This window comes from Paenibacillus sp. SAFN-054, assembly GCF_051966755.1.
Classification (GTDB): Bacteria; Bacillota; Bacilli; order Paenibacillales; family Paenibacillaceae; genus Paenibacillus_AQ.
The window spans coordinates 147,376-161,680 of the sequence record NZ_JBQCKS010000006.1 but is presented as its reverse complement, the minus strand read 5'-3'; the positions used below and the strand labels follow the sequence as shown (position 1 = coordinate 161,680).

Below are 14,305 nucleotides of genomic sequence, written 5' to 3'. Positions count from 1 at the left end.
AGCTATTGATTACGGAAGCTCTGCGGCGTAATACGGTAATATTGCTTGAACAAGCGGATAAAGTACTGGGTCTTGCGGAGACCGACCTCCTCTGCAATATCGGACACCTTCATATTGGTCGATTTCAGCAGCATCGCGGCTTTCTCCATCCGGATCTTGGTAATGTAAAGTGACAGGCTCTCGCCTGTCACTTTTTTATATAAGCGGGATACGTGAACAGGATGAAGATACACGTGCTCGCTGATGGCCTGGAGCGATACGTCGTCTTTGAGATGCTGATCGATAAAGGCTTGAACCTGCCGAATGACATGGTTACGCTCCTTCCCGGAAGAGGAGTCATCCAAGGATAACACTATGCCGTCGGCCGTGTCGATGGAACGCATGATTTCATCGGCAGCCTGCGAATAGATTTCGGACAAGTTACCCGGCAGCGTAAACGGTGTTGAAATAAGAATCGAAAGGGTCTTTTTCAGGTAAACTTTCGCCGCTGATTTAAGCGCTTTCATCTTCTGATGGATATGTCCGGGCGTTTCTGCAAATTCAGCAGGGATGATCACGATCAGGTTCCGGTTCGAGTCTTTGCAGGTCCATAAGAAAGGGGATGTCGTCACCTGCCCGCTTATAATCTCTTCGGCCATGTTTAATATTCCGAAGCTGAGCCGTTCAAAGTCTTCATAGGAGATTTCTTGGACGCCGGACTCCAAACGGATAATTGCCAGGACGCAGCGATGATCGGGGGATAGGTTCAGGCCAAGCGTCTCCGCTTCTTGCTGGAACTGTTCCGGTAAAAGGCGCTTGCCAAGGAGCAGGTCTGTAAGAAGCTGTTCGCGCAGCCGGAGTCTATGATGTTCGAGCATGGCGTTCGTCTGCGACAGAGATTGCTGCACCCGGTTCTCCTGATGGAAGGCTTCCAGCGCTTTCTTCAAGCAATCCAACACCTCCTCTCCGGTTACCGGCTTAAGCAAATAATCGAATGCTCCGTGCTTGATGGCTTTCAGCGCATACTCAAATTCGGAATACCCGGATAACAGAATCACTTTCGTATCCGGATATTGCGCAGTGATCGCATCGAGAAGCTCGATCCCGCTCATTTCGGGCATCCGTATATCGGAGATGATGATATCAATCCGGTTACACCCGATAAGCTCCAGCGCTTCCATTGCCGAATTTGCCCTTAAGATGGACTGGACAGACAGATTGGAGGATGCAATAACCTCCTCGATATAGTCAAGCACGAATTCTTCATCATCGACGATCAAAATATTCATTGGCTCGTTTCTCCTTGTGGTCGGTAGCATATTCGAATGGAAACCTTCAGCCCGCCTTGCTCGTTTCTTTCGAGGCAAACCCCGGAACCCGCGGCGTAGCGATGCAGCAGTCGTTGATGAACATTCCATAATCCGCATCCGATCTCCTGAGCCCCATGCGGCTGCTGCATTCGGCCGGACAATTGCAGCAGCTGCTCCTCGCTCATTCCGGCCCCGTCGTCATCGACCGCAAGCGTGTACCGCCCGCAAGCGGTGTCTTCGGAACCGGTGATGCGTATGAAGCCGGAGTTCGACTTGCTTTCCAATCCATGGACGATGGCGTTCTCGACAATCGGTTGAAGGAGCAGGGTGGGCACCGTCAGCCCCATCATGGAAGGGGGGACGTCAATTTCGTACCGCAGCCTTCGAATACGCAATACGTGAATGTTCAGGTAGCTTTCGACCAGTTTGATTTCATCCGCCAGCGTTGTTTCTTTTCCTGCCTTCCTTGTTACGTAGCGGAAAAACTCGGATAGATTTTTGGCCATGGAAATGACCGCATCCGGCGATTTATGGGCCATGCTCACGATGTAGAACAAGCAGTTATATAGGAAATGCGGTTTGATTTGGGATTGAAGATGCTTGAATTCAGCCTCCCGGGTGCGGATTTTCTCCTCGTATACGTTCTCGATCAGGGATTGGATCCGCCCCGCCATATCGTTAAAACGCTCGAATAAGTAGTCGAACTCATTGTTCGCCTTCACCGTTGCCCGGATCTTGATGTTTCCTGATCCCAAGCTTTCGATTTTTCGAACCAAGTATCCGAAGGGGAGCATGTAATTCCGGTATAAGACGAGCGAAATGATAATCCCCGTCAGCAAGAGGAAGATCAAGCTGCACGTGACAAGAAAACTGACATTATCGAGCGGATGAAGAAATTCATTCAATCGGATATAACTCACCAGCGTTAAGCCTAATGAGGAGCTCCGGGCGGACTGAACCAGATATTTGACACCGTCCAGCTTAAATACGGTTAGACGCGGAGATTCGCTGTCTTCCAGTACCCCCTTGCCCTGCAGCAGGTGAACAAGATTCGGTTCCACGGCATGATTCGTAATCAAGGACTGACCGGAAGCGAGAAAAAAGGACTGGCCGTTGCCGGAAGCATCATGTCCATTCAGGACCGACAATAAATAATCGCGCGAGAGCGTGACCTGTACCGCGAGCAGCAAGTTATCCGGATCAAAATCGGTGATGGCCGGATAGGTGAACAGTAATTGATAAGACGGGCCTTCCTGCGTCTCCTCGGAAAACCACTGGTTGCGCGGAATGTTTAGAATATCCTCCCTGCTGGAAGCATGTTCTCCCGATGTGGAGATGGATTCGTTTATATTGGGCCAATACACCGTGATGCTCTCAATGTGGTTATTCGCCTGGTTCTGCATGATCAGCTTCTCTTCCAAAGGTTTGCGCTTGAGCAGATGCTCGACGAATGCAACCGAATTCCAGTCGCGTCCATAGGATTGGATGTCGGGATCGTTTGCCAGAAGAAGGGTTTGCGTCTCAATTTGTTTTAAGGATTGCTCAAGCTGCCGGATGGAGAAATCCAGTTGTTTGGAAGCCGAAGTTTCGAGCGTCTCTCGTACGGATCGCTCTCCGATGTGATTGGCATAGATGAATAGAAGCGTGGTAGGAATCAGCATGGCTGCCAGTAGAATGAGCAGTTTTTGGAAGATTTTAAATTTAATCATCGAAAATCACCGCCGCGTTAACCTATGTAACCGTTAAAACAAACATATCATTGAACCTATCCAAAGGAAAGATTGTAGTCTAAAAAATGAACATTTATCGCTACATAAGTGCAATACCATGGATGTTTATGCGCCAGTATAATAAAAGCAAAACTAATGGAGGAGTGAATGAGGATGTCATTTATTCGTTCACAGGCTATATATTATCCGGGCTTAGCGGGCTCGAAAGCTTATCGGATTCCCTCTCTGATTACGACGCTACAGGGTACAGTTATTGCCGGCATCGATGCAAGAATCGCGGATCAGACGGATAATCCCAATCAGATCGACGCCACCATTCGAAGAAGCGGGGACCATGGGAAGACATGGGGGACGGTACAGAAGCTGGTTGCCTTTGCCGGCGAAGGATTGGACGGAGCTGCTGCGATCGATACATCGCTGCTTCAAGATCAACAAACGGGAACGGTATTCATGCTATATTGCCACACTCCCGGGGGGATCGGATTATGGAGCAGCGATCCGGGTACAGGATTCGATTCGGAAGGCCGCAGAGAGTTGTTTGACCGGGACGGAAACGGTTATGCGCTCGCAAGCGAAGGAAAGGTATTCGATGCGAAGGGAAATGAAACCGATTACAACGTAGACGGACAAGGCTATGTATTCAAAGGCGGCCAACCGCAAGGAAATATCTATTTCAAGAAAGGGCTGGATCCCGATGAAAGCCTGCTGGAAGCAAGAACCTCGTTTCTGCAGATCATTCAAAGCGAGGATGACGGATTAACCTGGTCGGCTCCAAGGGATCTGAATCCGATGGTGAAGGAGGAATGGATGCGTTTTATCGGTTCGGGGCCCGGCTGCGGAATTCAACTGGCGCATGGGGAGCATGCGGGACGTTTGGTGTTCCCGGTCTATTTTGGCAACGAGGATTGGCAAATGTCATGTGCTTGCATATACAGCGACGATCACGGCGTGACTTGGCAGCGCGGGGAATCGCCGAATGACGGCAGGGTGCAGGAGGGTCATGTGCTGTCCGCAAGAACGCTCGCCGAGAATAAGCACAATTTAACCGAATCCCAAGTGATCGAGCTGCCTACCGGGGAATTGAAGTGTTATATGAGAAACCATTCCGGAATGCAGAGAACAGCCGTTTCTTCGAGCAGGGACGGCGGACAGACATGGGGCGAAGTTTGCTTTGACATGGCATTGACGGATCCGACCTGCCAATCCAGCGTCATCCGGTATCCGGATCTGGGAGACGGCAAGGTTCGCTTATTATTCTCGAATCCGGCTGATGAGACAAAGCGGGTGAAGGGAACCGTCCGCTTAAGCGAAGACGGGGGGAAGACATGGCCCTACAGCCGGGTGCTGGACGAGGGGTTTTTCGGTTATTCCTGCTTGACGGTTCTGGCAAACGGAGAGGTCGGGGTCCTCTATGAACGGGTGTATGACTATTCCGACTGGAATAACATGGACATTGCATTCGGCACCTTTACGTTGGACTGGATCCAAGCAGGCGGGGAATCGGAACAGGTGGAAAGCTGTATTTCGTTTCCGACCTATGTAAACAGAATGGGACTGTTCGAAGTGTTGCCTCCTATTCACGATGCCATTGTTTTTGCGGGAGACAGCTTGACGCAGAGGAACCAATGGTCGGAATTTTTCGGGGATTTGACGGTGCTGAACAGAGGCATTGACAGCGACCGGGTTGCGGCCCTGCTGCAGCGATTGGATGCGATCATTTCGCTCAAGCCGCGCAAAGTCTTTTTAATGGTAGGCATCAATGATGTATACGATCGTAAAGAACCCGCTGGTGTATTGAAAAACTACGAAACGATTATAGGCCGAATCCGGAAGGAGCTGCCGGATACCCGCTTGTACGTTCAAAGCCTTCTTCCCGTTAATAACAGCGTGTATAATCACCCGCTTCACCATGAAGAAATTAAGGATTTCAATATCCGTTTAGCCGGGCTATGCGGTGAGCATGACGTTACATTTATCGACCTGTATGATGCGTTTCTCAGCGGAACCGAAATGGATGCGAGATACACTGATGACGGATGCCACTTGACGGGATATGGCTATGAGCTGTGGGTCAATCGGATTGAATCTTTTGTCCGGGAATAAGGAATTAGGCCCATCGGTTGATTGGAGGGTTGTCCATGAAAAAAAGCCTTGCAGTATCCTTCGCCGCGTTGGCATTGCTGGCAGTCGTAGCCGTGTTGTACGCCATGGTTCCAGGAAATAGCGATCCTGCGCGCGTAAAGGGCGAGAATATTATCGCATTCATTAACGGAGAGCCTGTCGAAGAGGAGGAGCTGTCATTATTCACCCGCCCCGGAGGCGGAGGGGAATTAGCACCGGATGGGCAGGAAAGTCAAAGAAAGAACGCTTTTGGGAGCTTGCTGAAAGCGAAAGTCATCCAGCAGGAAGCCGTAAGCAACCGTCTATTAGAAGACAGCTCATATGCTTCTTTTTTGAAGGAGTGGGAGGAGGAGAACCGGCGAAGATCCCAGGCACTGCAAGACGGGAAGGTGATTTATGGTCCGAAGGAATATACGCTGCAGGCCTATTACGATTACAGGCAATCGGTTATGATCAACGCTCTTCAGCGGTCATGGATTCAGAATCACTTGAAGTTGAACGAATCGGCCCTTCAGGATTTCTACGATAACAACAGGGAGCTGCTGGGCAAAAAGCATGACGGGGTCACCGTGTACAAGATCATGGAGCCGACCATGGAACGGATTCTCGAGTGGAAAACGAGACTGGATCAAGGGGCGTCCTTTATGGCGTTATACGAGGAGGCCAAGAAGGTACCGGGTTCAACGGGAGTCGAAAGGATCGATCAGAGGAATTACCGGGAAATATCCAAATATCAAAGCGGTTATTACGATGTGGTTATGGGGATGAAACAGGGAGATATCAGCGATGTGGTGCAGGGAAAGCAATTCTATATGATTGTGATGTGCGCAGAACGTGAAGCAGACGGTTATTTGAGCTTCAGCGAAGTAAGAGAGGAGGTGGTTAACCGATATCAGGCGGAAGCGTTTGAGACATATATGAAGAGTCTCGCACAAACCGCAGAAATCCAGTATACGAGTCGGTATGAGGCCTTCGCAATGAAGTGAGTTGAAGGGTATTGCGACAAATTGAAGATGTGAGGAGGACGATTTATGAAAACGATGGTTCGCACCGGTTATCTTACAGCTCTGCTGCTTCTTTTTGGTGCCGTTTACTTTACGGTTTCAGCGGCAGCTGCAACCTATTACGTCGATTCGTCGGGCGGGAATGATAACAATGCCGGAACTGCAACGAGCTCTGCATGGAAGACGCTGACGAAGGTGAACAGCGTGACGTTTCAACCCGGAGATCAGATCAAGTTCAAGAAAGGCGGATCCTGGACGGGGATGTTATGGCCGAAGGGCAGCGGAACCAGCAGCAGTCCAATCGTCATCGACAGCTACGGAACCGGCAATGCGCCGCTGTTCAACGGCAATGGCCAGGAAGCGACCGTATATTTGTACAACCAGCAATACTGGGAGATCAAAAACCTCGAGATTATCAACGACAACGGTGCCAGCTCGAAGCGCAGCGGCATTTATGTCGTTAACGAGAATGGCGGCACCTTGAACCATATTTATATCATCGGCAATAATGTTCACGATGTCTACGGGAATAACGTCAAGGACGCCAACGGCAGCTCCGGCATCAAGGTAAGAACAAAAGCGGGAACCGTTCAGTCCAATTACAATGATGTCCGGATCGACGGGAATACGGTGGGTCCCCGCGTGGACCGGACCGGAATCGACCTGAATTCCGATTTCTGGTGCCGGCCGGACGCGGAATGCACGGGCACCTATAATTGGTACCCCAGTACGAACGTTGTGATTCAAAACAATTATGTTAACGATGTTGGCGGAGACGGGATTGTGCCTCAGAATACGTCGGGCGCAATTGTCCAATACAATACGGTCAATGGCTTCAATATACGCTCGGGGATGGTGAACGCTGGCATATGGTCCTATAACGCCGACGATACGATTATCCAGTACAACGAAGCGTTTAACGGCAATACGACGCTGGACGGCCAGGGCTTCGACATCGATTACGGACAATCCCGCACCATCATGCAGTACAACTACAGCCATGACAATGACGGCGGGTTCATGATGGTGACTCAGCCGGGCACGGCCAAAAACGACGGCGGCATCGTTCGGTATAACATCAGCCAGAATGACGGCGCCCGGATCTTTCAGCTGGCAGGACCGATCACGAATGTGCAGATTTACAACAACACCCTCTACCTGTCCCCAGGGCAAACAGCCTCACCGATCTATGCCAATTCATGGGGAGGCTATCCGAAATCCGCAGCTTTCTATAACAATGTGTTCCACCTGGAAAGCGCGGGCACCTGGTACGGATTAAACACAGTCGCGAACTTTACGTTCAATAATAATACGATTTATGGCGTCCACACGGCGGGCGAGCCTGCCGATTCGAATAAATCGACGGCAAATCCGATGCTCGTCAATCCGGGAAGCGGAACGGGCCGCCTGGCGGTGGACGGATACAAACTGTTGGCGGGTTCCCCCGCGCTCGGCACAGGCAAGCTGATTGCGAGCAACGGCGGCAAGGACTATTGGGGCAATGCGGTATCAGCCACTGCCTTGCCTAACCGGGGGGCGTATAACGGCGCAGGCATTACGCCAAGCAATCCGGCCGTGAACGGCGGGCTTGAATCAGGAGCACTTTCACCTTGGTACGGCTGGAATGCGGCGAGCGTGGTGAACTCGAATGCCAGAACGGGTACTTATGCATTGCGGTTGGTCGGAGGTCCAAGTTCGGCGGAGCAGGTCATTCAAGTGGAGCCGAACACAACCTATTCGCTAACCGGGTATGCGATGACGACGAACGCCGGAGAACCCGTCCACATCGGAGTCAAAAACTTCGGCGGAACGCAGCAGTTCACAAGCATCACCGGAACCAGCTACACGAAGGGCACGGTTACTTTTACAACAGGCGCGGCCAATACCACGGCCACGATTTACTTCTACAAACCATCCGGTACGGCTACAGCCTATGGGGATGACTTTGTCGTCGCGAAAAGTCCGGCGATGAGTGCGGACTCTAGCCCTGAATGACGGGCAGCATGCAATGACGTAAACGATCCGCCATAACGATAACGGAAGTGGACGTCCGCCGCCTCTCGGTTAGTTGTCCCTCTTTCCGCGTAAGTCCGATGAGGGGGGACTCATAGGAAAAAGAATATGAAAGAGGATCCGCATGGCGGGTCCTCTTTTTTTAAAAGCTTTTCAACCTGAAGGGAGAAAAATAGTAGATTCATACCATCTGAATTTTGGGTAATTTTGGTATATTATCTTGGGGAGTATATTCTTTTCGTGACTGACGGATGGATTCGAGGTGAAGTATGACCAAAATACTTGTAAAACCCGACTTGTTAAACCGCATTGCCGAGATGTTCCTGAACGGCCGCAAGCAGTTGGAGCAAAATTACATAAGTTTGGATAAATTGAACTAAAGGCAAGGCATTCGCCCATATTCCATGTGAAATCAAGGAGAAGCGACGTAAAACTTTAGTTCATTTTATTTGGACAAGCGGATGTATGAAACGCACGAGCAATGGAGCGGGATGACGCGGGAGAACTTTTTCCGGGAGTTCCGTGCATTTCAGGAGCAAAGGACCGCTACATTAGATAAAATAACCTTTGTGGGGCAGGAACTGCTGACAATCTCCAAAAACTTTGCGCAAACCGATGCGGAAGTCGTGCAGACCTCGGCTCGGGGCGGCCTGGATCTGAACCTGATGATCAACGAACAAAAGCGCGGATATGCGCAGGCTCAAACGGACGAGGAAAGGGACGCCTACAGCCAGGAAGCCGACCGCATTCGGGATGCCATGAGACAGCAGGGGTACGACGAATCGGAAATCATGCAAAAGACGGATCCAGCCATGTCTGAAGACCAGGTGATGGCGCGGGCTTGGGATGAAACGCGGAAATGGGCGGAGGCAGATCCGAAGGGTTTTGGATTGATGTTTGCCGGGAGACCCCTGGTGCAGGGGGCCATTGCGAATATCGAAGCTGCAAGAAATACCTATAATGAAGCGAGGAAAGGCGAAATCGTTAAGGCGATTGTCGATTACGCCAAAGGTTACACCAATTTCTATACGGACCTCGGTTACAAACTCGCAGAATCCGCGAGCAATCCCGGGGAGACGGTGGACAAGCTGACGCATTCTCCCGCTCAAGCCAAAACAGAGTTTATTGCGAGCCTTGCCTCCGGTCTTATTTTTGGCAGGCATATGAAGAAGGAACATCATGGCGAGGGAGGATCTGGAGGGAGGAAACCTGGGGCTGGCGAGGGGACTCAAATAGATCCTAGTGTAGGCAGTTTAGTTAAGGACGGAAGCAAATCGAAATACACAAATTCTGCTGGCAATGAATTAACATGGGTGGATCAACATCCGAAAAATATTAATAGGGATATTGAGAACTTTCTGAATAGCCCTAACGTTGGTAAAGCTACTGAAGCTAAGGTTGCTAATTTTGTGAGAAGCGAAACGGAAGTGGTTGGATTTGGCCAAAAAATATTAAAAAAAGATGGACAACCCGCGGGTGATTTAGATGTTGTTACAAAGAATGCAATAATTGAAGTTAAGGCATCAATTAAAGCAGTTGATCCAGAACAGTTTTTGAAGATGACAAAGCAAGACTATCCGGATTTTTTCAATCCTGAGAACAAAAAAATAATTCTTTATATAGATAAGCCAATGACAAACCTAAGATCAGAACATGAGGTGATACTGGAGGAGATTAAGTCACAAGGTGTAATCATCGTTAATTCATTAGAAGGTTTAAAGGGGGTACTAAAATAGAATGGGAACGACTGCTTTTATTCTAAAAGAACGTGAAAAATACACTCCTGAAAAGCTCTTGGCGGATACCATCGTAGCAACCTTTCATTCAGATGCTAAACTGATCTTTGAAAATAATAAATATTTCGCGAAAGAGGGTCACTTCTCATCTACAACATTGAATATACTTGATCACTCTTATAAAAGTGAAGAGAATAACCACCAATTTATCCTATATGTAAAGGCTACAGACAATCCTAGTATCCGGTTCAGTGACTATGACGATCTGGGGTTAGACCCAGTACGCAAATTGTCTAGAGTAGGAACTGTTGAAGAAGTTTACGGTGCAGAGAAGTTGATTTTTCGTTTTATCTATGAATACCTCAAGCTAAATCCTGATGATTATTTTTGGGTTGCTGATTATGATTGGGTATTTAGGTGGGAAGATATGCAAAAGTTAAAGTCCCTACCTTATGATCAGGATTGGTGCTATAAAAAGCCCGAATAAACAGAGCTTAACGCCTTTTAGCGGGTGAGCAGGAAAATGACAATGGAAATAGCAAGCATATGTATGAGCATTAAAAAGGATCCGCTCTTCGCGGATCCTTTCTTTTTAATAAAAATTGATTCTTTCCAGTCTGAAATCCGTCTCTTTGTAAGGAACGGAGTAATTCAAATTCAAGGTAACTGTCGCGAAGGCGTCGAAGCCTTTGACCGGAAGCGAGTATCTCAGCGATGCCACAAGATCCAGCTTGGACGGCTCATCGATTTTCAGATCGCTTAGCGTCGCTTGCTGAACGGCTTTGTTCCACTTGGTGAGCGTGTCTTGTTTGTTGGCGTCGCGCAGACCTTTGATATCTTTGTGCACCTTCTCTTTGGTGTAGCTGGAACCGCTCCAGAAAGTATCGAATTCGACCTTGTCGACGATCGATGCGGAGATAATGGCGTCGATATCCGAGTAATCCTCCGTCGCTACCGCTTTGGCATAGGCTTTGATCGTTTTCAAAGCTTGGGCTTTATTATCCTCGCCCGCTTTTTTCATGTCCACGCTCTTGGAGAGTATTTTCGAGAATCCGCCGGAAGCAGACGTCGAAGGCGTTGTCGCCGGAGGCGTGCTAGGCTTCTCGGTCGCCGGCTCGGATGGCTGCGCCGCGCTGTCGGAGTTGTCTTTGTACGGAATACCCGCGTTGCTGTCCAATTCGCCGGAAGTAATAGCTACCACCTGACGGCCCGCATCCCATTTCACCGTTCCGCCCAGCGCCTCGGCCACGACTTTGGCCGGCACGTAGCTGCTGCCTTTGTAAACGATCGGGTAGGTCGCGTCCGCGCCGCTGCCCAGGCTCACGCTCTTGCCGTCCACTTCGATACGGATGCCGGCATTTTGGTAGGCTTCGATCTTCTTCAGTGTGGAGCCGGCGTAAGCGACGGCACCGATGGTCGTGCAGAGTAAGGCTACGGATGTTGCTGCAAGGATCTTGCGTGACAATAGCTTCTTCATTCGTTCAACTCTCCCTAAAATTATGTATAATGAGACAAAATCTTGAAAGCATCGTCCCGAATTCGTATTGTAGCATGCTGCTGTATATTTGGGAATAAATTCATTCTTATTTAGTACTTTTATGTCGAGTTTGCATGAATGTGAATCGTGTTGCGATGGATATGCTTGTCGACTTTAGCGACGGAACCGTCACATGGTACAATACAAGAAAATATTATGCAGTTACGGGAGGGAACCTCATGAACATTCAACTGGGTGAATTTGAAGTCAGCTCCGGCCAATTGGTCGTGGCCGATCCTTGTTACGAGCTCGACCGGACGACCATCATCATGGGCGTGCTGGAGAATGCATTGAACGGCACGTGGACGGGACAGGTGGAGAAGGCGGAGGTCAGGGAATGGGGCGAAGCCTGTGCCAAAATCGCCGCTTACCACAGCTCGGTCGCAGATCGGGCGGATTCGTTGGAATGGGTGAAATGTCCGTTCATCGTGGGCGTGGACAGCGGACAAGCCGGGATCTTCGACGTGGAGAAGTACCGGTTGCCGGATGCGGGGGCACAGCCCGGGGGTTCGCCGGATACGGACAGCGAATGGTATTACGCCTGCTGCGACATCACCGAGAGCGGCGAAGAAGCGGGAGTGCTGGACGGCGGCATCGTCTCGCGCACAGGCATGGGCGACGGTGCATACGGAGCGTACATGGCGACGGACGGACAAGGACAGGTCGCTGCGGTGAAAATCGTCTTCATCAAGACCCCCGAAAATTAATTTGCATTTATCACATCCGGGGGGCTCAAACCATGCTATAATAGGGAACGTTATTCGACTACATTGAAAAAGAGATGATCCCTTGGGTACCCCGGCTCCATATGTGAAACACAAAACAAACGGATTTTTAAATAAGTACTTCACCGGAAGTAAGCTTGATTATAAGCAAATTATCGCGATCATTATCCCGATATTTGTGGATCAAGCTTTTATTATTTTAATGAGTTTGATCAATACGGCGATGATCGCCTCCTCTGGCGTGGCTGCGGTGAGCGCGGTCAGCATGGTGGATTCGCTGAATATTTTCCTCGTTAACGTCTTTATCGCCGTGGCCACTGGGGGCACGGTGATCGTTGCGCAGTATAAGGGCAGCGGGAATCAGGAGATGGTATCGAAGTCCGCGGCCCAGGCGATCACGGCGGTGGCGATCATATCGGTGCTGCTGTGCGTCTTCGTGATCGCGTTCCATACGCCGGTGCTGAACCTGCTGTTCGGCCAGGCTGACGCCGAGGTGTTCCACAACGCGCGCATTTATCTGATCGGCAGCTGCATTTCGTATCCGTTCATCGCGATTTTCCAGGCGGTGACCGGCGCCTTGCGGGGCGTTGCCGACACGAAGGCTTGTCTCGGCCTGTCGCTGATCCTGAACCTGACCTACCTGCTGCTGAACGTCCTGTTCATTACGGTCTTCGACATGGGCATCGTCGGACTGATCATTTCCTTGATTGCCGCGCGGGTGCTGGGCATGGCGGTCTCGCTGTTCTACATGATCCGCATGAATCACACGCTGCTGTACAAGATCAAGGACGCATTGAAATTCGATTTTCCCATCCTGAGAAAAATTCTGGTCATCGGCGTGCCGTTCGCCGCCGAGCAGATGTTCTTCAACGGCGGCAAGCTGCTGACGCAGACCTTCATCGTTCAGCTCGGTACGCTCGCCATTACGGTGAACGCCATCGGCGGCTCGATCGCCGCGCTGTTCCAGATCGGGGGCAGCGCGCTGAGCATCGCCGTGGTGACGGTGGTCGGCCAGTGCATCGGCAATGGCAGCATTCCGGACGCGCGGAAGTTCGTCAAGTCCTTCATCGGGCTGTCGACGGTGTTCTTCATCCTGATCGCCGCGATCATTCTGCCGCTCTTCCCGTTCATCGTGAACCTGTTCTCGCCGCCGGCCGAAATCGTGCCGGACATCTTCCAGCTGATGCTGCTGATCGCGGTCACGCAGCCGATCTTCTGGTCCGTCAGTTTCATTATGCCATCGGCGCTGCGCGCGGCCGGAGACTCGAACTTCACGTCGGTCACGTCGATGCTGTCGATGTGGGTGCTGCGCGTATTTCTCGGTTACTTCCTGGCGATCACGCTGAAGATGGGTATCATGGGCGTCTGGATCGCCATGGTGACGGAATGGGGTGTGCGCGGCGTTATTTTCTACCTGCGGTTCAGGGGCGACAAGTGGTATCGCCGGAAGCTGATATAGCAATGGATAATTCTTGACTGAATAGTCCAGAATGAATATAATGAGGATCAAGGGGGATGACCTTGGGAAGAAACAAAGAATTTGATACGATCGAAGTGCTGCATAAAGCGATGGAAGTATTCGGGCATTACGGCTACGAAGGAACGTCGCTGCCCCAGCTGCTGAAGGGGCTCGGGATTGCCCGGCAAAGCTTATACGACACGTATGGCACGAAGAGGGACCTGTTTATCCTCGCTCTGAAGCATTACGTGAATGAGAAGAGCGGCGCAGCCATGAAGTATTTGACCACCTCTGAATCCGCAAAGCAGGGGATTGCTTACGTATTCCATGAAGTGGCTAAGACGTTAAAGGATAAGGACCGGCAGAAGGAATGCTTTATTATCTTCTCGGCTATTGATCAGATGGCTCATGACAAGGAAATCCGCGAATTTCTATCCAAAGATTTGAACAGGATGGAAGAAGCCTTTTATGAAACGCTGGTTCGGGGCCAGGAGAATGGAGAAATCCCGAGTGACCGGGATCTTCGAGCCTTGGCGCGCTATTTGAATTTTGCAAGACACTCGATGACCCAATTGGCCAAAATGACGAGTGACCCCAAGGTTATGGATGATTTCGTTGCGGTAAGTTTATCTGCCCTGGATAAATAATGGAGCTTGATCACGGCTTCATTATTATTTTAACAATTCCAGAC

The 14,305-nt window shown here is 50.4% G+C and carries 11 protein-coding genes; 8 read left to right on the top strand and 3 right to left on the bottom strand.

Annotation, left to right across the window (positions count from 1 at the left end):
* Window positions 1-2: 2 nt before the first annotated feature.
* Entirely contained in the window at window positions 3-1,268 is a 1,266-nt protein-coding gene (locus tag ACTHPM_RS23750) for a response regulator transcription factor (RefSeq protein ID WP_440397462.1), read from the bottom strand.
* Window positions 1,265-2,998 carry a cache domain-containing sensor histidine kinase gene (locus ACTHPM_RS23745; RefSeq protein WP_440397463.1) on the bottom strand — a complete coding sequence of 578 codons (1,734 nt, stop codon included), beginning with the start codon at window positions 2,996-2,998 and terminating at the stop codon, window positions 1,265-1,267. Before ACTHPM_RS23745 ends, ACTHPM_RS23750 begins: the two co-directional genes overlap by 4 nt.
* Before the next feature lie 174 nt (window positions 2,999-3,172).
* Here ACTHPM_RS23745 and ACTHPM_RS23740 point away from each other — a divergent pair, with 174 nt between their 5' ends.
* The 5 genes from ACTHPM_RS23740 (at window position 3,173) to ACTHPM_RS23720 (ending at window position 10,380) form a co-directional block, all read left to right on the top strand.
* A complete protein-coding gene (locus tag ACTHPM_RS23740; protein ID WP_440397464.1) occupies window positions 3,173-5,122 on the top strand; it encodes an exo-alpha-sialidase in 1,950 nt (649 codons plus the stop codon).
* Between the two features lie 35 nt (window positions 5,123-5,157).
* The gene (locus tag ACTHPM_RS23735) at window positions 5,158-6,126 is read left to right on the top strand and encodes a peptidylprolyl isomerase (RefSeq protein WP_440397465.1); all 969 of its coding nucleotides are present in this window, start codon (window positions 5,158-5,160) and stop codon (window positions 6,124-6,126) included.
* A gap of 45 nt (window positions 6,127-6,171) precedes the next feature.
* Window positions 6,172-8,139 carry a carbohydrate binding domain-containing protein gene (locus ACTHPM_RS23730; protein ID WP_440397466.1) on the top strand — a complete coding sequence of 656 codons (1,968 nt, stop codon included), beginning with the start codon at window positions 6,172-6,174 and terminating at the stop codon, window positions 8,137-8,139.
* A 467-nt stretch (window positions 8,140-8,606) separates the two neighbouring features.
* On the top strand, window positions 8,607-9,893 hold the full coding sequence (locus tag ACTHPM_RS23725) for a WXG100 family type VII secretion target (protein WP_440397467.1): 1,287 nt from the start codon (window positions 8,607-8,609) through the stop codon (window positions 9,891-9,893).
* A gap of 1 nt (window position 9,894) precedes the next feature.
* Window positions 9,895-10,380 carry a hypothetical protein gene (locus tag ACTHPM_RS23720; RefSeq protein ID WP_440397468.1) on the top strand — a complete coding sequence of 162 codons (486 nt, stop codon included), beginning with the start codon at window positions 9,895-9,897 and terminating at the stop codon, window positions 10,378-10,380.
* Between the two features lie 105 nt (window positions 10,381-10,485).
* Here ACTHPM_RS23720 and ACTHPM_RS23715 read toward each other — a convergent pair whose 3' ends face one another.
* Complete coding sequence (locus ACTHPM_RS23715) at window positions 10,486-11,370, bottom strand: stalk domain-containing protein (RefSeq protein WP_440397469.1); 885 nt, start codon at window positions 11,368-11,370, stop codon at window positions 10,486-10,488.
* A 239-nt stretch (window positions 11,371-11,609) separates the two neighbouring features.
* On the opposite strand from ACTHPM_RS23715, the gene ACTHPM_RS23710 reads away from it, so the two are divergent.
* The 3 genes from ACTHPM_RS23710 to ACTHPM_RS23700 all read left to right on the top strand — a co-directional run bounded on the left by ACTHPM_RS23710 (window position 11,610) and on the right by ACTHPM_RS23700 (window position 14,261).
* Entirely contained in the window at window positions 11,610-12,137 is a 528-nt protein-coding gene (locus ACTHPM_RS23710; RefSeq protein WP_440397470.1) for a DUF4241 domain-containing protein, read from the top strand.
* Window positions 12,138-12,219: 82 nt separating this feature from the next.
* A complete protein-coding gene (locus ACTHPM_RS23705; protein WP_440397471.1) occupies window positions 12,220-13,614 on the top strand; it encodes an MATE family efflux transporter in 1,395 nt (464 codons plus the stop codon).
* Window positions 13,615-13,676: 62 nt separating this feature from the next.
* On the top strand, window positions 13,677-14,261 hold the full coding sequence (locus tag ACTHPM_RS23700) for a TetR/AcrR family transcriptional regulator (protein WP_440397472.1): 585 nt from the start codon (window positions 13,677-13,679) through the stop codon (window positions 14,259-14,261).
* The last annotated feature ends 44 nt before the right edge of the window (window positions 14,262-14,305 follow it).